General features: G+C 52.1%; 16 protein-coding genes, 1 tRNA gene and 2 other RNA genes. 7 read left to right on the top strand and 12 right to left on the bottom strand.

What is annotated here, in order from left to right; genetic code table 11:
* Window positions 1–36: 36 nt before the first annotated feature.
* The 10 genes from ACLJQD_RS13250 to ACLJQD_RS13205 all read right to left on the bottom strand — a co-directional run bounded on the left by ACLJQD_RS13250 (window position 37) and on the right by ACLJQD_RS13205 (window position 9145).
* A non-coding RNA gene (locus ACLJQD_RS13250) (RtT sRNA) lies at window positions 37–170 on the bottom strand.
* Window positions 171–204: 34 nt separating this feature from the next.
* Window positions 205–338: non-coding RNA, RtT sRNA (locus ACLJQD_RS13245), on the bottom strand.
* Between the two features lie 35 nt (window positions 339–373).
* Window positions 374–450 (bottom strand) — tRNA-Pro (locus tag ACLJQD_RS13240).
* A gap of 90 nt (window positions 451–540) precedes the next feature.
* The gene (gene eptB / locus ACLJQD_RS13235; protein ID WP_001269257.1) at window positions 541–2232 is read right to left on the bottom strand and encodes a kdo(2)-lipid A phosphoethanolamine 7''-transferase; all 1692 of its coding nucleotides are present in this window, start codon (window positions 2230–2232) and stop codon (window positions 541–543) included.
* 217 nt (window positions 2233–2449) lie between these two features.
* On the bottom strand, window positions 2450–2977 hold the full coding sequence (gene lpfE / locus ACLJQD_RS13230; protein ID WP_017441629.1) for a long polar fimbrial protein LpfE: 528 nt from the start codon (window positions 2975–2977) through the stop codon (window positions 2450–2452).
* A 5-nt stretch (window positions 2978–2982) separates the two neighbouring features.
* A complete protein-coding gene (lpfD, locus tag ACLJQD_RS13225) occupies window positions 2983–4047 on the bottom strand; it encodes a long polar fimbrial protein LpfD (protein ID WP_017441630.1) in 1065 nt (354 codons plus the stop codon).
* A 17-nt stretch (window positions 4048–4064) separates the two neighbouring features.
* Window positions 4065–6593, bottom strand: coding sequence for an outer membrane usher protein LpfC (gene lpfC, locus ACLJQD_RS13220; RefSeq protein WP_017441631.1), 2529 nt, complete (start codon window positions 6591–6593; stop codon window positions 4065–4067).
* A 22-nt stretch (window positions 6594–6615) separates the two neighbouring features.
* Window positions 6616–7314, bottom strand: coding sequence for a long polar fimbrial chaperone LpfB (gene lpfB / locus ACLJQD_RS13215; protein WP_001082125.1), 699 nt, complete (start codon window positions 7312–7314; stop codon window positions 6616–6618).
* A gap of 83 nt (window positions 7315–7397) precedes the next feature.
* Window positions 7398–7922, bottom strand: coding sequence for a long polar fimbria major subunit LpfA (gene lpfA / locus ACLJQD_RS13210; RefSeq protein WP_001518613.1), 525 nt, complete (start codon window positions 7920–7922; stop codon window positions 7398–7400).
* A 518-nt stretch (window positions 7923–8440) separates the two neighbouring features.
* On the bottom strand, window positions 8441–9145 hold the full coding sequence (locus ACLJQD_RS13205; protein WP_000637073.1) for an autotransporter outer membrane beta-barrel domain-containing protein: 705 nt from the start codon (window positions 9143–9145) through the stop codon (window positions 8441–8443).
* 156 nt (window positions 9146–9301) lie between these two features.
* On the opposite strand from ACLJQD_RS13205, the gene tag reads away from it, so the two are divergent.
* Both tag and ACLJQD_RS13195 read left to right on the top strand, forming a co-directional pair.
* Window positions 9302–9883 carry a DNA-3-methyladenine glycosylase I gene (gene tag / locus ACLJQD_RS13200; protein WP_001188416.1) on the top strand — a complete coding sequence of 194 codons (582 nt, stop codon included), beginning with the start codon at window positions 9302–9304 and terminating at the stop codon, window positions 9881–9883.
* Entirely contained in the window at window positions 9861–10301 is a 441-nt protein-coding gene (locus ACLJQD_RS13195) for an N-acetyltransferase (protein ID WP_000619905.1), read from the top strand. Before tag ends, ACLJQD_RS13195 begins: the two co-directional genes overlap by 23 nt.
* Here the strand turns inward: ACLJQD_RS13195 and ACLJQD_RS13190 are convergent.
* Window positions 10270–12603: a molybdopterin guanine dinucleotide-containing S/N-oxide reductase gene (locus ACLJQD_RS13190; protein WP_017441632.1), complete on the bottom strand. Its 2334-nt coding sequence runs from the start codon at window positions 12601–12603 to the stop codon at window positions 10270–10272. The two genes, ACLJQD_RS13195 and ACLJQD_RS13190, sit on opposite strands and share 32 nt — an antisense overlap.
* A 152-nt stretch (window positions 12604–12755) precedes the next feature.
* On the opposite strand from ACLJQD_RS13190, the gene ACLJQD_RS13185 reads away from it, so the two are divergent.
* Both ACLJQD_RS13185 and ghrB read left to right on the top strand, forming a co-directional pair.
* Window positions 12756–13418: an OmpA family lipoprotein gene (locus tag ACLJQD_RS13185; protein ID WP_000747548.1), complete on the top strand. Its 663-nt coding sequence runs from the start codon at window positions 12756–12758 to the stop codon at window positions 13416–13418.
* Between the two features lie 218 nt (window positions 13419–13636).
* Window positions 13637–14611 (top strand): glyoxylate/hydroxypyruvate reductase GhrB, encoded by a 975-nt coding sequence (ghrB, locus tag ACLJQD_RS13180; protein ID WP_017441633.1) that lies wholly within the window; start codon window positions 13637–13639, stop codon window positions 14609–14611.
* A 49-nt stretch (window positions 14612–14660) separates the two neighbouring features.
* Here the strand turns inward: ghrB and ACLJQD_RS13175 are convergent, their stop codons facing one another.
* Entirely contained in the window at window positions 14661–15371 is a 711-nt protein-coding gene (locus tag ACLJQD_RS13175) for a DUF3053 domain-containing protein (protein WP_000190524.1), read from the bottom strand.
* 438 nt (window positions 15372–15809) lie between these two features.
* Here ACLJQD_RS13175 and ACLJQD_RS13170 point away from each other — a divergent pair, with 438 nt between their 5' ends.
* The 3 genes from ACLJQD_RS13170 to cueP all read left to right on the top strand — a co-directional run bounded on the left by ACLJQD_RS13170 (window position 15810) and on the right by cueP (window position 17313).
* The gene (locus tag ACLJQD_RS13170) at window positions 15810–16100 is read left to right on the top strand and encodes an HTH-type transcriptional regulator (protein ID WP_000455790.1); all 291 of its coding nucleotides are present in this window, start codon (window positions 15810–15812) and stop codon (window positions 16098–16100) included.
* Between the two features lie 287 nt (window positions 16101–16387).
* Entirely contained in the window at window positions 16388–16600 is a 213-nt protein-coding gene (gene cspA, locus ACLJQD_RS13165; protein ID WP_000014594.1) for an RNA chaperone/antiterminator CspA, read from the top strand.
* Window positions 16601–16773: 173 nt separating this feature from the next.
* On the top strand, window positions 16774–17313 hold the full coding sequence (cueP, locus tag ACLJQD_RS13160; protein ID WP_000047148.1) for a copper-binding periplasmic metallochaperone CueP: 540 nt from the start codon (window positions 16774–16776) through the stop codon (window positions 17311–17313).
* Window positions 17314–17391 lie beyond the last annotated feature (78 nt).

The following is a 17391-nucleotide window of genomic DNA, read 5'->3' as shown; positions in this document are numbered from 1 at the left end:
AAAAAAACCCTGCTCGCTGAGCAGGGTTTCTGAATTTGGTCGGTGATAGAGGATGACTCGCCACTGCGTGGCTCGCCCTGCGGGCCGTTGCTGACGCAACGTTCTCTCGCTTCGCTCGGGTCGAACCTCTTGCCCCCGGAGGTTCTCATCCTCGTCAGGCTTCAGATACAAAAAACCCTGCTCGCTGAGCAGGGTTTCTGAATTTGGTCGGTGATAGAGGATGACTCGCCACTGCGTGGCTCGCCCTGCGGGCCGTTGCTGACGCAACGTTCTCTCGCTTCGCTCGAGTCGAACCTCTTGCCCCCGGAGGTTCTCATCCTCGTCAGACTTCAGATACAAAAAAACCCTGCTCATTGAGCAGGGTTTCTGAATTTGGTCGGTGATAGAGGATTCGAACCTCCGACCCCTTCGTCCCGAACGAAGTGCGCTACCAGGCTGCGCCAATCACCGAATGCGGGCGCATCTTACTGCTCAGGCGCACGCCCGTCAATCCCTTAGTCGCAAAATACAATTCAATCGGCGAGAAAGTCGGCAGACAACCTACTTCGCGGCGACTTTCTGCGCATCAGGAATATGGCACCAGTTGTTGTTCTGGTTAATGCCGCCATCCGGCGATGTATACCCCAGGCAGCCCATTATCGTATCGTACAGCTCCACATGACGACGCGGCACTTTGATCTCCGCCTGCTGTTTCAGGTGAGCGAACATCTGCGCATGTTGCGGACTGGCAAGGTATTTATCCGACATCCATACCAGCATCGGAACACGGAATTGCTCCGGCGGCGCCATATTGCGCGGCGTACCGTGCAAATGTTCGCGTTCGTTAATCGACTCGCCGTGGTCAGCCGCGTAGAACACAATCGCTTTTTTATCACGTAGCTGATCGAACACACTGGTAATAAAGTGATCCACATAGGTCACGGAGTTATCGTAAGAGTTGATCATCTGCGCTTTCGTGCAGCCGCTATCGACCCCAATACATTCGGGCTTCCACTGAGCGTAGCTGCGCGGATAACGTTGCGTATAGTTAAAATGCGACCCCTTAGTATGCAGGATAATCAGATGCTTACCCTCCGGGTTCTGGGCAAGCGAGTTCTGCATCTCATCAATCAACAGCATGTCATCAACCGTTTTACCACGGTTACGCGGCTCGGCGCCGATCTGTTCGCGGTAGGAGATATTATCCGCCATGGTATTGCTATAGAACCACATCTCGCTCTGCATGGCGTACAGATCGGAACTAAATCCGAGCTGTTTGAGTACGGCAAAAACATTCTGCTCTTTTAAGGTACGCTGCGGGTTATTATCCGCCCCACCTTCCCGTACAAACATACAGCGTAAAGAAAGCTTCGTCGCGGTATCGCAAGAATAGCCGCGGAACGCCGCCAGATTTTTTTCCTGCGCCAGCTTCGGCGTGGTATTACGCTCGTAGCCGAAAATCCCCATGTGATCCCAACGGGTCGTCTCACCGATAATGAAAACGACGTAGGTGTCATCCCCATCCTTCGGCGCAACATAGGTAAATTTCCTGGCCGGGTTTATTAACGAATTATTGTCCGACGACTCATCTACCTGCGCCCAGGCATACAGCCCTAACGCAGATAACCAGTTTGAAGGCAGATAGGAGTTCGCCACCACGCCGCCATAGCTGGGTAAGTCGATGCCTGTCGCCCGTTCAACCTTTTTTTGCTGTATATCCAGCAGGCGGATAGGCGCCCACACCATTACGCCTGCGAGTACCACTACAGCGGCGCTGCGAAAACGCTGCCCCGGCGTACGTAGCTGGCGCAACAACGTGTAGCGACAGTGGTTACTCCAGATAAAGATGAGCGGAAGCACGCTCACGGCAATCAGCCACAATACGAAGTGCAGCCCCACCACCTCTTTCGAAAGATCGATATCGGTGGTCATAACAGACGCAATAATGCCGTAGCCAATCACCACGTTCAGGAAGGTCATGTAATAACTGGCGCCAGCGGAAAACAGCACCACCAGCGTGGCCAGCACGCGCCAGACGCGTCGGCCAAACAGTGAAAGAAGACGAAGTAAGAAGAAAGTGACCAGCACCGTGGCGCCAAGTTCGACAACTGCGGAGAGGCCTTTCCAAATGGTAAATTCTTGCGCATAACTGCCGAAACGGCGGTAAAACACGGCGCAATTCATAAACAGACCGATATAGAGCGCAAGCAAGAAACTAAGTTTCTGTTGCGTCATCGATTTAATGTATCTCATGCAAACAAACCCTGGGAATCGGGATAAAAACGACCTGTACAACGATTCTTTAATCAAACAGGTAAATATGCGGCTAACGCAGATGTAAGAAAGTCTACAAGCACGGTTAAGTAGACCACAAGCAGAGGGGAAAGTGGCAACGGAGAGTGTGATCGGAGAAGATTTTTACAAAAAATCACTAAAAATGGAAAAGGGCCAGCGAACTGGCCCTCAGTGATTATTCGTATGTGACGCTAAAATTCACCGTCGCATTCGCTGGGCCAACGGTGGCATCCGGCTTAACAGGCACATAGCTGGCGATATAGTTCAGCTTGTTAGTACCATCAAACCAGACGGTGTGTTCTACGGGCGTAGAGTCGGTACTGGAGGGGTATTGTTGCACCTCGCCAGACGTTTTAATTTTTAACGCCACGCCCGTCGCGCCGCCGCTATCCAGGGCAAAAAGCGAGGGGTCAGTCGGGTCTGGAGAACCGTCCATCGTAACGCTGGCCTTTGTGGCATACGCGCAATCTTTTAAGCCGATGCTAAAGTTTTTCTGGTTCAGCTCTTTACCCACTTTTACCGGGCGCTGAAGCACCACAGTCTCCATATTGACGTCGATACTGTCGTTTTCCAGTTCACAGGTAGCCGCCTTAATAGTAATGGTAAAGTGGATATCACCAGCAGAACCGATATTCGACGGTGCCGCCATCGCGGAAGTGGTAAGCAGTAAACACGCTGGCATCAAAGCATGAAGGTTTTTCATCCTGCTTACTCCACATCTATACGCATGGTGGCAATTCCCTCGAAATCCCCGGCGGCCGGCAATTTGCCGGTGGTACTGATGGGGTAAGCCGAAATGGTCGTTGAGGCGGTACGGTGCGTGTCGTCAACAAGACCCGATACGCTCAGCTCCTGATTAACACTGGCGTCATTTGGCACCAAAATTTTACCGTTAGCACCCTCAATGATGGCACCGATATCCGGGTTGCCCATGTCGATGGCATTCGAATCATTAGCGTTTGGCGTTCCCTCAATACGCAGGAAGATCTTTACGCCATCGGAAATATTGGTGCATTTAAACTGCAGCTCTTTGGTGAATTTCGTGGCGTTCTTTGCAACTTGTCCTTTGCGATCTTTAAAATCAGTGGCCTTAAATTCCCCAAACGGAATTTCCAGCGTGCTGCCGCTGGAGAGTTCACAGCCCTGTGGAACAATGATGCTCCCACTTAAATATACGGATGCCAACGGACTGGCATTATAAACGTCTACTTTGTGGGTGCCAAACAAGTCCAGTATCTTTGTACTCGGTATTTGCAGCTCACCGACAAATGGATGATTAATATAAAGAGATAATTTTCCTTTGCTTCCTGTTGTAAACCGTACATCACCCACATTGCAGCCTGCTCTGGCGGCGGACAGATTATCTAAATTAGAAAATGGCGCTGTTTTATAATCCTGATAGTGTCCCTGAACCCAAACATCGACTGAAATCTGGATATTATTATTGATAATAAAATATTGGCGTTCGCCTTCGCTGTGGCCAGGAGCGAGGGGGGAAGTAGCTTTATAATATGTCGATGCCGTAGCAGTCCCCTCTGGACATTCACAAACAGCATCGTAATCCCCCCCTAAATCCCACGACCAAAAATCACGGAAAACCATACCTGAGGCATTCTTGGACGTATCGGTGATGGTTTTATTCAGCGTGGCCGAAAAAACATGAGTCCCGCCGTCAGGCGTACACGCCCCCCAATCCGCTGCCGCCAGCGCCTGGCCAGAAAACAGCACCGACCCGCCCAGCAGGCCCGCAAACATCATCAACTTTTTCAACATAATCGTTTCCTTCCCTGTTACCGGCAAACGGCATTCGCCATCACCACGCCGGTATTATCCTGTTGTTCCGGCAGCGTAAACGCCACGCGGCATTGCTGTGCCTGGTCTTTACCCCAGTTCACCTGAAGGGCACCTTTCTCCGGCATCCCGCTGATATAAAGCTGACCGTCTTCACCCACGATACTGCTGGACTCTTTTGTGGTATCCAGCAGCGTGGCGGTAGCACCAAACGGCACCGTTTTGCCATTGGCCTGCGTCAGGTTCATCAGCACGCGATAGCCCACTCGGGTATCGAAGCGGGCACGAACAATCGCGCCGCGCGTCGGCACTACGTTGACGGAGGCGGTATCCAGGTCAACCTGGTTGTTCAGGCTGTCGCTTCGCAGTGAGACTTCCGTTTCACGGTACGGAGTGAGATAAGGCACGACCGCATTACCCATCCAGTCCACTTCCACACCACCGTTGTTGATCACGTGCGCGCCGCGCGCCCCCGGTGCGGAGATAATGGCCATGGATTCACCCAGCGGTTGAGAAAGAGTGATACCTTCGCTATGGGCTATTACACCGCCGCGCAAACCGTAGTTCACCTGCTGGCCGTCACGGTTGTAGTTGTAACCCAGGCTGGCGCTACCCACGCCGCCCTGGTAATCCAGGTTCACGCTGCCGCTGTTACCCACGCCGTTGCTGCCGTAGCCTTCCTGCACGCTATAGTTCAGGTTGTGGTCTTCCAGCGCGGTGCCGCTCACCCCTAACTGCTGGTTGGTTCGGCCATGCTGATCGGTCGTGAGGTGGTAGTTACTCCACACGCGTCCCAGTGGAATCGACATGGAGAATGACAGTAAACGATCGCTCTCATCCCACTCCGGGCTTTTCGTCCAGGTGTAAGCAATGCTGTAGTTCACGCGGCCAATACGGCCGTTATAACCGGCATTCAGCGAACGCTGTTTACCTTCATCATTCCAGTAGTCCTGCTGCGTGACGTTAAAATAGACCGAGCCCCAGGCGCCCAGTTGCTGCGTCACGTTGCCCTGAATCTGACTACGTTTGTGGTACTGGCTATAAGAGCTGTCCGCATCGCTGCGCACATCCGTCGCTTCCTGGAAGGTGTAATAGCCGCTGGTCGAATACTTGTAACCCAGCAGACGGAAATCGGTACCGCTGTTAAAGCTCTTGGAGTAGAGGAAACGATAAGACTGACCTTCCGAATTCTCCTCATTTGCCAGCTTGCTTTTTGCCTGGGTTACATCGATGGAGATCGCGCCGATATAGCCGAAGTTTTTACCTAATCCTCCCGCCAGCGAGTAATAGTCGTCAGAGAAGATCGCACCACCGTAAACGGTAAAGCCATATGGCAGGCCGTACATGGCATCAAGCTGCCCGAATTTCGGCTCGGCGCTGTTATAGTTCCCGGCACGGTATTCCCCGGCGGAAAGGCTGTACTTGAGATGGCCTTCACGCTGGAGGAGCGCCACCGAGGAGAACGGCTGAACGAACTTCTGCTCACTGCCGTCCGATTCTTTAATGGTGACCGTCAGGTCGCCGCTGTTTGAGGTTGGATACAGGTCGTTAATTTCAAACGCACCCGGCTGAACAAACGTACGGTAAATAACGTAGTTGTTCTGCTCAACGGTGACTTCGGCGTTACTTTTGGCAATACCCCGGATGACGGGCGCAAACCCGCGCTGGCTGTCAGGCAGCATCTCTTCGTCAGAAGTTAACTGCACCCCGCGCATCTGAACGCTGTCAAAAATATCACCGGCGGTGGAGGTATCCCCCAACGTCAGCTGTGATTTCAGCGGCACAATGGCGCGGCTTAGGGATGTGCCAATGTTATCCCATGTGTTGTTACCGTCGTTTCGCGTCCAGGTACTATAGTTACGTAATCGCCATGCCCCCAGGTTCATACCGCTGCGCAGGTTCAGATAGTAGCTGTCGCTGTTGTAGTTGGTATCACTGTCGTGCGCGTCATAGCTGGCGTTGCTGCCGGAGAAGTTATAATCCACCAGCAGGGCATTCACCCCTTCGTCCCACTGCGATTCTGGCACCGTACCGCGCGCTGTCTGCTTCATCGCAGCCTGCGGGAAGCTCATGATCAGGGTCTGGTCTGCAAAATCGAAATGGCTGGCGGCCTGGGGAATAATGTCGTCAAAAGCAACACAGGCTTCAGGCGGGGCCATTTTCAGCGCCGGGAAGCTATCAATACGCACGCCCATATCTTCAAGCTGCACGCGGCTTAAGCACGGCACCAGGGATTCACCCATTTTTGCGCGCTGCGCCTCTGTCGCTGCCTTAAACTCCAGGGTGCGAGACTCCATTTTTTTTTCGTTGACCACCACCGAGACGCGGTATTTACCTGGCAGGTGTTCAGCTTTATTGGATTCATACATTGAAAGGTCAACGTGCTGATCAATACCCGGCACATCCTCCAGAAAGCGCGGGTTAAATGTTCCCGCATACGCGGGGAGCGTACTCGCTATCATCAGCGCAAGCGCAGACTGCGTAAAACGCGAGGTCTTATTGCCCAGAGGAAGATGCGTCCATGTCATAGTAATAATCCTTTAAAACGTGTTAGTTAACGCGCTGTGTCAACATGTCGCCAGCCGTGCCAAAGTCATTAATAATGTTGTATTTAACTTCGCTTACCTTGCCGGTGCCGGCTGGCAGTTCAATATTCAATGAGCCTTTTGCCGGAACCATTCCCGTTTTTTCAATATCACGGCCGTTGGCATAAAATTTATTAAACGTCAGGTTAAAGGCAGATGGATTTTCCACTTTGATCTGGTTAGCCCCTGCGCTGGTGAACTGCAGTTTGTTCCAGCCGTCCATGCTATTGCCTTTCAGGCCCGCCGGACGATAGAACAGTTTTAAGCGGGTACGTACGGCGATCTGCAGTACGTTTTTAGCTTCCGCGTCTTCACTTTTGGCAGGAATAGCTTTTACGTTAATCCAATAAACGGACTCGCGATCCTGCGGTAACGTGCTCGTCGTATTAACAATACGTAAAACGTTATTTTTAGTCGGGCTTAATTTAAATAACGGCGGAGTGATGATAAAGGGCGTCTTTTTATTACCGTTAGCGTCATCAATCCATGACTGAATGAGAAATTCATCCGTGGTGCTTTTATTATTTACCGTAAGAGAAGCTTCCTTTCTACTACCGTCATAAATAACACGTGTGCTGCTTAATGCCACGCCACCGGCAAAACTGTTTTGAGCAATCAGCGCCAGCACCAGTGCTGTGCAAGATATCAAACGTGAGCGGTTCATGATTCTCTTCCTGAGCCTCCGCTGGAAAAAATGGCAACGGGATTTCCGTTGCCATTATGATTGTCTGTATTAACGAAATTCGATTATTCGTAGGACAGGTTGAAGTCCACTTCTGCGTTACCGTAACCAGTGGTTACAGTATCTTTTGTTGCAACGTAGTTAGCGGTGTAGTACAGCACGGTCTGACCAGCAGCCAGCGTAGTGGTGGATTTACCGGTGTTCATTTCAACAAGCTTGTTAGCGTTGTCGTAGATACCGATGCCCACGCCAGTTGCCGCACCTGCTTCAGTGTTAACAGAAACCAGTGTCGCGTCGTCTGCATCTCCAACGCCAGCGAAGCTCACGTTAACTTTGGTTTGAGAGGTGATGTCACAGTCTTCCAGTTTGATTTGGAAAGGCTTGGAAACAGATTTATCGCCAATGGCTTTGAAGATATTTTTCTTAACCTGACCCAGCACAACTTCCTGGTTCTGAGAGTCAGTAGAAACGACGCATGGCGCGTCAACGATTTCACCGGTGAATTTAATGGTGCCGTCACCAGATTCAGCAGCGAAAGCAGAAGTGGAAACTACAGCGAGAGCAGACAGAGCAAAAACAACTTTTTTCATTAAAAACTCCATTTATGACGGTAGATAACAGAACGCATCCTTAGGGTTATCTGCATTCTGTGAGGAAATGGAGTGTATAGAGATGGGTATTAGATACTATAATTAGTATATATAAAAATATTTTTTAGTTAAGCTTAAAAAAAATAGAAATCAATATGTTACAAATGTAACGTACATAAATGTAAATTTTTATTAAGAATAAATTAATATAAATAATATATTATTTCTTCTGATTCATAAATAAGTTAAATGCATTCCTTATTTATTAGACGTTTTTTTAACTCCAATTGATTAGGTATTTGTGCTAAATAAAAATAAAGAGCACCAAATGGGTGCGCTGTACGCCTGGTGTTGCATGTGTTACGCAGACGCTTCGCTAACCCTCTCCCGCTGCGGCTGGCGAATAGTGGTGGAAACTGCCAGCGAGATGATTAACAGCGCAAAGATAACGCAGAAGGTTAGCACCCTACTTCCGCCACAAGATCTGTTATCACAGCGTTTCGATGGTAGTTTTTAAGTTAAAACCTGGCGCTCACCCCCAGGGTATACAAATAATCGCTATCCGTAGCGCTATTTTCCGCCTGGGAAAACGCCGCATACGCCGCCATGTGCGGGTTAAGTAACACGTCCGCGCCTACGGTGACATCCAGCCAGTTTCCCGCCTGATTTCCTGCGGTCATACGACTCAACCCGGACTGCGCTTTCCAGATATTTTCCCCAAACTGTTGGTTATAGCTAATTTGCGCCCAGGGACGGACATCGCCGAACTGCGAGTTTACCCGCCAGCCTAACGTACTGACGCTGGCGTGCCATAACGGATCGGTAAGCGCTAATGTCGTCGCGCTATCGCCATATTCGTTATACATTGATGACGTCGAACCGTCGTAATGCAACGCCGCGACCGGCCCAGTGGTCACACGTCGGGAAAGCGGAAAATTCCAGCCCATACTGATACCGCTGGTCGCATCAAGCGGGGTTTCATCCGCCAGGCTAAGCACCGGCCCCACCGTATTTTGCGTAGACTGAATACGTTCGGCCAGTATGTCGTTGTAATTCGGTTGGTGATCGCTGTCCCAGGTATAGCGTTCCGTCGTATGCCCCGGAGCCGCTTCAGCGATATATTCTTGTTGCCAGGCATACGTGGTATTGATAAAAAACGAGCAGGCCATAAGGCCCGCCAGACAACGCAATGTCCGGCGACCACGGCGTTTTCTTACAATCATCAACGCGACTCCAGAGTAGAGCCGAATTCGGCGATATTATTGTCATTGAATGAAGGATGTCGGGCATCAGCCCTGTATTAACTATTGTCCTTTTAGCGAGCCCGTCAAGGCGGGTTGAAGGAAATTTTCGCGGTAACCACAATAACGAGGAAGTCTATGCAGCGTTGCGACTGGGTCAGCCAGGACCCCCTTTATATTGCCTATCATGATAACGAGTGGGGCGTACCGGAGACTGACAGCAGAAAGCTGTTTGAAATGATCTGTCTTGAAGGTCAACAGGCCGGTTTATCCTGGATCACCGTGCTTAAAAAGAGGGAGAACTACCGCGCCTGTTTTCATCAGTTTGACCCAGTACGCATCGCAGCTATGCAGGAGGAGGATGTTGAACGCCTGCTGCAGAACACGGGCATCATACGACATCGCGGTAAAATTCAGGCCATTATCAGTAACGCCCGCGCCTGGCTTGCGATGGAGCAAAACGGCGAGTCTTTCGCCGATTTTGTCTGGTCATTCGTTGATGGCCAGCCGCAGATCACCCAGGCGGCCAGCCTGGATGAGATTCCTACCTCAACACCTGCGTCCGATGCGCTTGCTAAGGCATTGAAAAAACGCGGTTTCAAGTTTGTCGGTACGACTATCTGTTACTCCTTTATGCAGGCGTGCGGACTGGTCAACGACCATATTACCGGCTGTTTTTGCCATCCGGGAGAAAAACATGATTCGCAAATCCCAGAGTGAAGACATGGCGTCTATTCTGGCGCTGTGGATGAAAAGTACCATTTATGCCCATCCCTTTATCGAAGAACGTTACTGGCACGAGAGCGAAGCAATTGTACGCGACGTCTATTTACCCGCCGCGCAAACCTGGGTATGGGAGGAAAATGGACAACTGAAAGGCTTCGTCAGCGTACTGGAAGCCCGTTTTGTCGGGGCGCTGTTTGTCGCCCCCGACGCGTTAAGACAGGGCATTGGCAAAGCGCTTCTGGAATATGTCCAGCAACGTTTTCCTCTGCTGAGCCTTGAGGTTTACCAGAAAAATCAATCCGCCGTAAACTTCTACCATGCGCTTGGTTTTCGTATTGAAGATAGCGCCTGGCAGGAGGATACCGCCCACCCCACCTGGATTATGAGTTGGCAGGCGGATCAAACGCCGTAAGCGGTAGCGCCGGGCCGGTATATTTCTCAAACCAGACCAGCGCGGTGTTGCCCGCACAACCGTTCCCCAGCCGGGAACTGGGAAGATCTTTTGTCAGGACGTTTACCGCGCCGTTTTTGCATATGCCGCCTGCGGTAGGTTCAGGGTCCGGCCATGCGCCTTCGTGAATACAGATAACGCCAGGCCGAATTCCGTCGGTAACGACCGCTCCCGCCAGAACCTGCCCGCGATGATTCCAGACGCGTACCGTATCGCCATCGACGATTCCGCGCGTTGTCGCATCCTGCGGATGAATCGTCACCGGTTCGCGTCCGGCTACCGCATACCGCTCCCGTAATGAACTGTAGTTGAGCTGGCTATGCAGACGGTGCGCCGGATGCGCGGAAAGTAGCTGAACCTGCCCCGCATCGGCGTTCCCGTGCCACTCATCCGGCGCCAGCCACATCGGATGACCGGGACAATCCGCGTAACCATAGCTGGCAATGCGCGTAGAATAGATTTCGATTTTGCCGCTGGCCGTTTTTAGCGGATGGTTATCAGGATCGCGGCGAAAATCCGCGAAGCGCACAAACTGCGCGTTGGCGGGATTTTCCGGCATCTCCAGTAAACGGTTAGCCTGCCAGAATGCGGCAAACGGCGGCAGCGTCACCCCCTGGCTGGCGCCACGCTGGGCGGCAATATTGTAGAAAGTCTCCAGCCACGCCAGCTCGCTTTTTCCTTCGGTGAACCGAGCGTAACCGCCGACTTCCCACCGTTCGCTCAGTTCAGCAAAAACGTCAAAATCATTCCGCGCCTCCCACCGGGGCGACACGACCTGCTTCATCGGCGCCAAATGCTGATTACTATAGTCGCCGGTCATGGTTAAATCGTTACGCTCATAGCTGGTGGTCGCAGGCAGAACAATATCCGCGTGTTTCGCGGCGGCCGTCCAGAAACATTCCGAGATAACGACCAGTTCCGGTTTTTGCCACACGCGAATCAGACGGTTGGTATCCTGATGATGGGTAAAGTTCGCGCCGCCCGCCCACCAGATAAAACGAATATCCGGGAAGCGGCGATCCATCCCATTGTGTTGGTAAAACCCACCGGGGTTTTCCAGCGCCTCGACAATACGCGCCACCGGTATTTTATCTACCGCATCGACCCCGCCAGGGATGCTTCCCTGCATCGAGGCTAACACGGCGGCGCGGCGCGTCGGGTTTCCGCCGTTAGCAAAATGATAAGAAAAACCAAACCCGCCGCCAGGCGTACCAATTTGCCCCAGCATTGCGGCCAGCGTAACGATCATCCAGTGCTTTTGCTCGCCGAACTGCTGACGCTGCATTCCCCAACCAGCCATCAACATGGTGGTGTTATGATGAAATATTTCCGCCAGTTCGCGGATTTTCACCGCAGAAACGCCGCAAATTTCTGCCGCCCATTCCGCTGTTTTGGCCGTGCCGTCGGTCGTGCCCAAAAGATAGTCGGCGAAGCGGTCATAACCCGTCGTGCAGCGGGCAAGGAACGCTTCATCCTGCCAACCGTTTTCCACCAGCGTATGGGCGATCCCCAACATTAACGCCACATCGGTGCCCATATGTGGGGCGATCCACTCCATCTTATCGCCAAAAAAGTCGACGCTTTCCGATCGCATCGGATCGATGCAGATCAGGCGCTTGCCGCTTTGTCGCAACGCCGCAAAATAGTCGAGCCCCTGTTCATCCGAGGCGTTCCAGGCAATTTTCAGAGTATTCAGCGGGTTCGCGCTCCAGAGCACCACCACCTCGCTGTGTTCCAGCACCACCGGCCAGCTAGTCTGCTGCTGGTAAACCTCGTTGCCACCCACCACATAAGGCATGACAGCCTGCGCCGCGCCGGTGGAATAATCGCCAAGATGGCCGGTATACCCTCCCGCCAGCGCCATGTAACGCTGCAATAGCGTAGCCGCTTTATGCAATACGCCGTTCGAACGCCAACCGTAGGAGCCAGCGAAGATGGACGATGGTCCATAACTTTCGCGAATACGTTTGTGCTGAGCGTGGATCAGATCCAGCGCGTCATCCCAACTTACGCGAACAAACTCATCCTGCCCGCGTATGCCTTGCGGCTTATCGGGGGAAGCCAGGAACCCTTTACGCACCATCGGGAAGCGAACCCGCGTTTTACTGTGCACCTGGTCATGCACAACGGTTTGCAGGGAATTTTGGTGTGCCGTCGGGAGTTCGCCATACGAGGCAAAAATGCGTTCTCCGTCGGTTTCAACGCGGACTGGCCCCCAGTGTGCGGCGGTCAATACCGAATGACGCGATGGTGCGTGGGTCAAGGTTCGCTCCTGAATTATTGGGATTATTTATTTTGCCGATCAATGTTACTTACAAATTTCAGAGTTTTCCCTGGAATTTTCTTCATGTGCAGACGTCATAATCAACCGCCACGGTCGCTGTGGTAAAAATAAAAAAGTGATAAGGATTTAAGATGAAAAAACGTGTATTTGTGATTGCTGCCATCGTGAGCGGCGCCCTGGCAGTATCTGGCTGCACAACAAACCCTTACACCGGCGAACGCGAAGCAGGTAAATCCGGCATTGGCGCGGGTATTGGATCGCTGGTCGGCGCAGGCATCGGCGCGCTCTCCTCCTCCAAAAAAGATCGCGGTAAAGGCGCGCTGATTGGCGCGGCGGCTGGCGCGGCGCTGGGCGGCGGCGTGGGTTACTACATGGACGTACAGGAAGCGAAACTGCGTGACAAAATGCGGGGCACAGGCGTTAGCGTGACGCGAAGCGGCGATAATATCATTCTGAATATGCCGAATAATGTCACCTTCGACAGCAGCAGCGCGACGCTGAAACCGGCAGGCGCTAACACGCTGACCGGCGTGGCGATGGTGCTGAAAGAGTATCCCAAGACCGCCGTCAATGTGGTGGGCTACACCGACAGTACCGGTAGCCACGATCTGAATATGCGTCTGTCGCAGCAGCGTGCTGACTCCGTCGCCAGCTCGCTGATCACCCAGGGCGTCGACGCCAGCCGTATCCGTACCAGCGGAATGGGGCCGGCGAACCCGATCGCCAGCAACAGTACGGCAGAAGGTAAGGCGCAAAACCGCCGCGTCGAAATTACCTTGAGTCCATTGCAGTAAACTACCGTACCGGGTAAGGCGGTATGCTTTACCCGGCCTGCATTATTCCCTCGCCAGACCGGATACACCTCGCATTATTCAGTATTCATTCACCATTTACCACGGTATGGCTGCCGACAGCGGGAAAATCGGCTGGTCGATTATTGCTAAGCGGGTTAATAATAAGCCTGTTCCGGTTGGCGCATGCCGCGCTTACCTTTTGATTTACGGAGAGTCGCATGAAGCCGTCCATCATTCTCTACAAAACCCTGCCTGATGATTTGCTGCATCGCCTGGAGGCGCATTTTACCGTCACCCAGGTACCGAACCTGCATCCGGAAACGGTAGCGCGACACGCGCAGGCATTTGCCAGCGCGCAAGGCCTTCTGGGCGCCAGCGAAACCGTTAACCGCGCGCTGTTGGAAAAAATGCCGGCGCTACGCGCGGCGTCGACCATCTCGGTGGGATACGATAATGTCGAGGTGGACGCCCTTACTGCCCGCAAAATAGTCCTGATGCACACGCCTGCCGTTTTGACGGAAACCGTTGCCGATACGGTGATGGCGTTGATGCTGGCCACTGCCCGCCGCGTGGTGGACGTCGCAGAACGGGTTAAAGCGGGTGAATGGACGGAAAGCATTGGCCCGGCGTGGTTTGGCGTCGATGTGCATCACAAAACACTCGGTATCGTTGGGATGGGGCGTATCGGGATGGCGCTGGCGCAGCGAGCGCACTTTGGGTTTACCATGCCGGTTCTCTATCACGCCCGTCGGCGGCATCAGGAGGCGGAAGACCGGTTTAACGCCCGCTACTGCGATCTGGATACGTTGTTGCAGGAGGCTGATTTTGTCTGCGTGATCCTGCCGCTAACGGCAGAAACGCGACATCTGTTTGGCGCAACACAGTTTGCCAGAATGAAATCGTCCGCCATTTTTATTAATGCCGGACGCGGTCCGGTGGTCGATGAAAACGCGCTGATTGCCGCGCTGCAAAACGGTGAAATATATGCGGCAGGTCTGGATGTCTTTGAGCATGAACCGCTATCCGTGGATTCGCCCCTGCTGAACATGTCTAATGTCGTCGCGGTGCCGCATATTGGCTCGGCAACGCATGAGACGCGCTACAACATGATGGCCTGTGCGGTGGATAATTTGATTGATGCGCTGCAGGGAAAAATAGAGAAGAACTGCGTCAACCCGCAGGCGGCGGGATAACGCTACAGGCCCGATAAGCGCTGGCTTGCGCTTATCGGGCAGACTGTCATTACTGGGTCGCGTTTACCGCCGCCGTCCAGGCCTGATTAAACGCCTGATGCTGCGAGGCCAACGGCCCAATCAGCGCATTATATTGGCTGGCCTGCTGTGAGGTCGGGAACTGAATGCCGTTCGCGACAAAGCTCACCTGCTCGCCCTGTTGCGCAATATAATCGCCCACTTGTACCAACTGCTGCGTAAAGATCTGCGCCGCCGGGATCAGCGGCTGCAAAGCATCTGCCGGCACGGTGACCACTTTTTTGTAGACCTGATCAAACACAGGTTTCAGGTCATCGGCCTGCTTTAACGCGCCATGCGCGGCATCAGCCTGCAGTTTTGCATTCTGCAACTGTTGCGCCAGCACGCCTAACGAACCATTTGCCTGCCGCAGCGGCTCGCGTTGCGTCATATAATCCTGCGGAACGCGGATGGCGTTAACGCTATCGACCACCGGGCGCAGACCGGAATCCATCGCCTGGTTTACCTGCTGCGAGTAGCCATACAGTATCGCGTAATCAGACACGAACGGACCAAACTGTTTTTTCTGATCGGCCGTCAGCGTTGGTAAACGCTCTCCGCTACGCATTGCTGTATTCTGCAGGAAATCGACAAACGCTTTGCGCTGATCGCCTTCTTTATCAAAACACCCGCTCAGGCTAAACACCATTAATAACGCCACAACAGGCGCAAACCAGCGAGAGCAGGACTTACCTGTCGCCATTGTTAATACTCCTTTCACCCAAAAATGCGCACAACGACACCTGCGTGCCTGACGGCTTACAAGGATAGTCCAGGTCAGGCTTGCAGGATACCCTTTCCACGCGATCTTGTAGCGGAAAATTATGTTTATCTGCATCAATGCTTAATTTGTTATTTTATTGTTAATTTTTGACCTGACACTGCGATAAAAAACGCGGCAAGAAAGCTTTCCAGCGGGGGATGTAATATTTTTTTAATCTTTACAATTATTTTCTGAAAGACGGATATACCTTCCTGGATCAAATTGTTAGCGTCCTAAAAGTCGCGTAGCGTAAGGCATCGAAACGAATCGATAGCGCTTCCTGGCGGCGCGTCGCCCCCCACCCGCAAGTTTCCCGACTATTCTTAAGAGGCTTCGATGCACTTCACGATCCCGCTGTGTGATTTACAGGAGTTCTCAATGGAATATAAAGATCCGATGTTTGAGCTGCTGAGCAGCCTGGAACAAATTGTTTTTAAAGATGAAACGCGAAAGATCACCCTGACGCAAAAACCCAATCCTTTTACCGAATTTGAACAGTTACGGAGAGGGACGGGACTAAAAACAGATGAATTCGCCAGAGCGCTGGGCGTAACGGTTGCCATGGTTCAGGAATGGGAATCGAAACGCGAAAAACCCACGCCAGCAGAGCTTAAATTGATGCGCCTGATACAGGCGAACCCACGTTTAAGTAAGCAATTGATGGAGTAATTTTTACCCCTTTCTGTTTTAACGGTCCTGCGTAAGGACCGTTTTCCCCGCCCGATTCCTGACCTGGAGAAATAAAGTAAAATAAAAGTTGCATCGCCCGGCATTACATGAGTTAATGTGCTCAACGGTTTGACGTACAGACCATTAAAGCAGTTTAGTAAGGCAAGTCCCTTCAAGAGTTATCCATTAGATACCCCTCGTAGTGCGCATTTCCTTAACGCTTAAAAAATCTGTAAAGCACGCCATAACGCCGAAAGGCACACTTATTTTTTAAAAGGTAATACACTATGTCCGGTAAAATGACTGGTATCGTAAAATGGTTCAACGCTGATAAAGGCTTCGGCTTTATTACTCCTGATGACGGTTCTAAAGACGTGTTCGTACACTTCTCCGCTATTCAGAACGATGGTTACAAATCTCTGGACGAAGGTCAGAAAGTTTCCTTCACCATCGAAAGCGGCGCTAAAGGCCCGGCAGCTGGCAACGTAACCAGCCTGTAAGCTTAAAAAGCTCAGAATTTTGAATCCCTGCCTGATGGCGGGGATTTTTTTTATTCCAATTCCCCTCTCTCCCCCAGCATAACTTTGCATTACTTTACCCTGCGTCCCTTTGACCTTTCCCTTAGGGGAACCCCTATAGTAGGCAAGGAGATTGTTCACAAGGAATTGAAGTTATGTCGAAATCATCATGGTTATTACTTTTGGGTTTATGCGCCAGCGGCTCCGCGCTTGCGGCATCCTCAGAATCCGCTTTTCTGGCGCAACATGGGCTGGCGGGAAAAACGGTTGAGCAGATCGTGGATACGATTGATCAGACGCCGCAGAGCCGTCCTTTGCCTTACTCCGCGTCGATTACCAGTACTGAACTCAAATTATCTGACGGAGAGCAGATTTATACGCTGCCGTTAGGCGACAAATTCTATCTCTCTTTTGCGCCCTATGAATGGCGGACACACCCCTGTTTTAACCACAGCCTTTCCGGCTGTCAGGGAGAAATGCCGAATAAACCGTTCACTGTAAAAGTGACAGACAGTAAAGGCGCTGTCATCGTACAAAAAGAGATGCAAAGCTATCGAAACGGATTTATCGGTGTTTGGCTACCGCGCAATATGGAAGGGACGCTCGAAGTAAGCTACAACGGTAAAACGGCGTCACATGCCATTGCCACCAGAGATGACAGCCAGACCTGTCTGACGGAATTACCATTACGTTAAAAATAAATATCCTCCGGCATAGCCGGAGGTTTTTCAGATGCGCCTGTAAGGCTCTCTTACCAGCCGCGCCCTAACAGG

This window comes from Salmonella sp. SAL04214 (assembly GCF_046550615.1).
Classification (GTDB): Bacteria; Pseudomonadota; Gammaproteobacteria; order Enterobacterales; family Enterobacteriaceae; genus Salmonella; species Salmonella enterica.
This window is presented reverse-complemented; position numbering and strand designations above follow the sequence as displayed.

Bases quoted from the DNA above. Each gene is read 5' to 3' on its own strand.
- eptB (WP_001269257.1), bottom strand. From the start codon at position 2,232: ATGAGATACATTAAATCGATGACGCAACAGAAACTTAGTTTCTTGCTT.
- lpfE (WP_017441629.1), bottom strand. From the start codon at position 2,977: ATGAAAAACCTTCATGCTTTGATGCCAGCGTGTTTACTGCTTACCACT.
- lpfD (WP_017441630.1), bottom strand. From the start codon at position 4,047: ATGTTGAAAAAGTTGATGATGTTTGCGGGCCTGCTGGGCGGGTCGGTG.
- lpfC (WP_017441631.1), bottom strand. From the start codon at position 6,593: ATGACATGGACGCATCTTCCTCTGGGCAATAAGACCTCGCGTTTTACG.
- lpfB (WP_001082125.1), bottom strand. From the start codon at position 7,314: ATGAACCGCTCACGTTTGATATCTTGCACAGCACTGGTGCTGGCGCTG.
- lpfA (WP_001518613.1), bottom strand. From the start codon at position 7,922: ATGAAAAAAGTTGTTTTTGCTCTGTCTGCTCTCGCTGTAGTTTCCACT.
- ACLJQD_RS13205 (WP_000637073.1), bottom strand. From the start codon at position 9,145: ATGATTGTAAGAAAACGCCGTGGTCGCCGGACATTGCGTTGTCTGGCG.
- tag (WP_001188416.1), top strand. From the start codon at position 9,302: ATGCAGCGTTGCGACTGGGTCAGCCAGGACCCCCTTTATATTGCCTAT.
- ACLJQD_RS13195 (WP_000619905.1), top strand. From the start codon at position 9,861: ATGATTCGCAAATCCCAGAGTGAAGACATGGCGTCTATTCTGGCGCTG.
- ACLJQD_RS13185 (WP_000747548.1), top strand. From the start codon at position 12,756: ATGAAAAAACGTGTATTTGTGATTGCTGCCATCGTGAGCGGCGCCCTG.
- ghrB (WP_017441633.1), top strand. From the start codon at position 13,637: ATGAAGCCGTCCATCATTCTCTACAAAACCCTGCCTGATGATTTGCTG.
- ACLJQD_RS13175 (WP_000190524.1), bottom strand. From the start codon at position 15,371: ATGGCGACAGGTAAGTCCTGCTCTCGCTGGTTTGCGCCTGTTGTGGCG.
- ACLJQD_RS13170 (WP_000455790.1), top strand. From the start codon at position 15,810: ATGGAATATAAAGATCCGATGTTTGAGCTGCTGAGCAGCCTGGAACAA.
- cspA (WP_000014594.1), top strand. From the start codon at position 16,388: ATGTCCGGTAAAATGACTGGTATCGTAAAATGGTTCAACGCTGATAAA.
- cueP (WP_000047148.1), top strand. From the start codon at position 16,774: ATGTCGAAATCATCATGGTTATTACTTTTGGGTTTATGCGCCAGCGGC.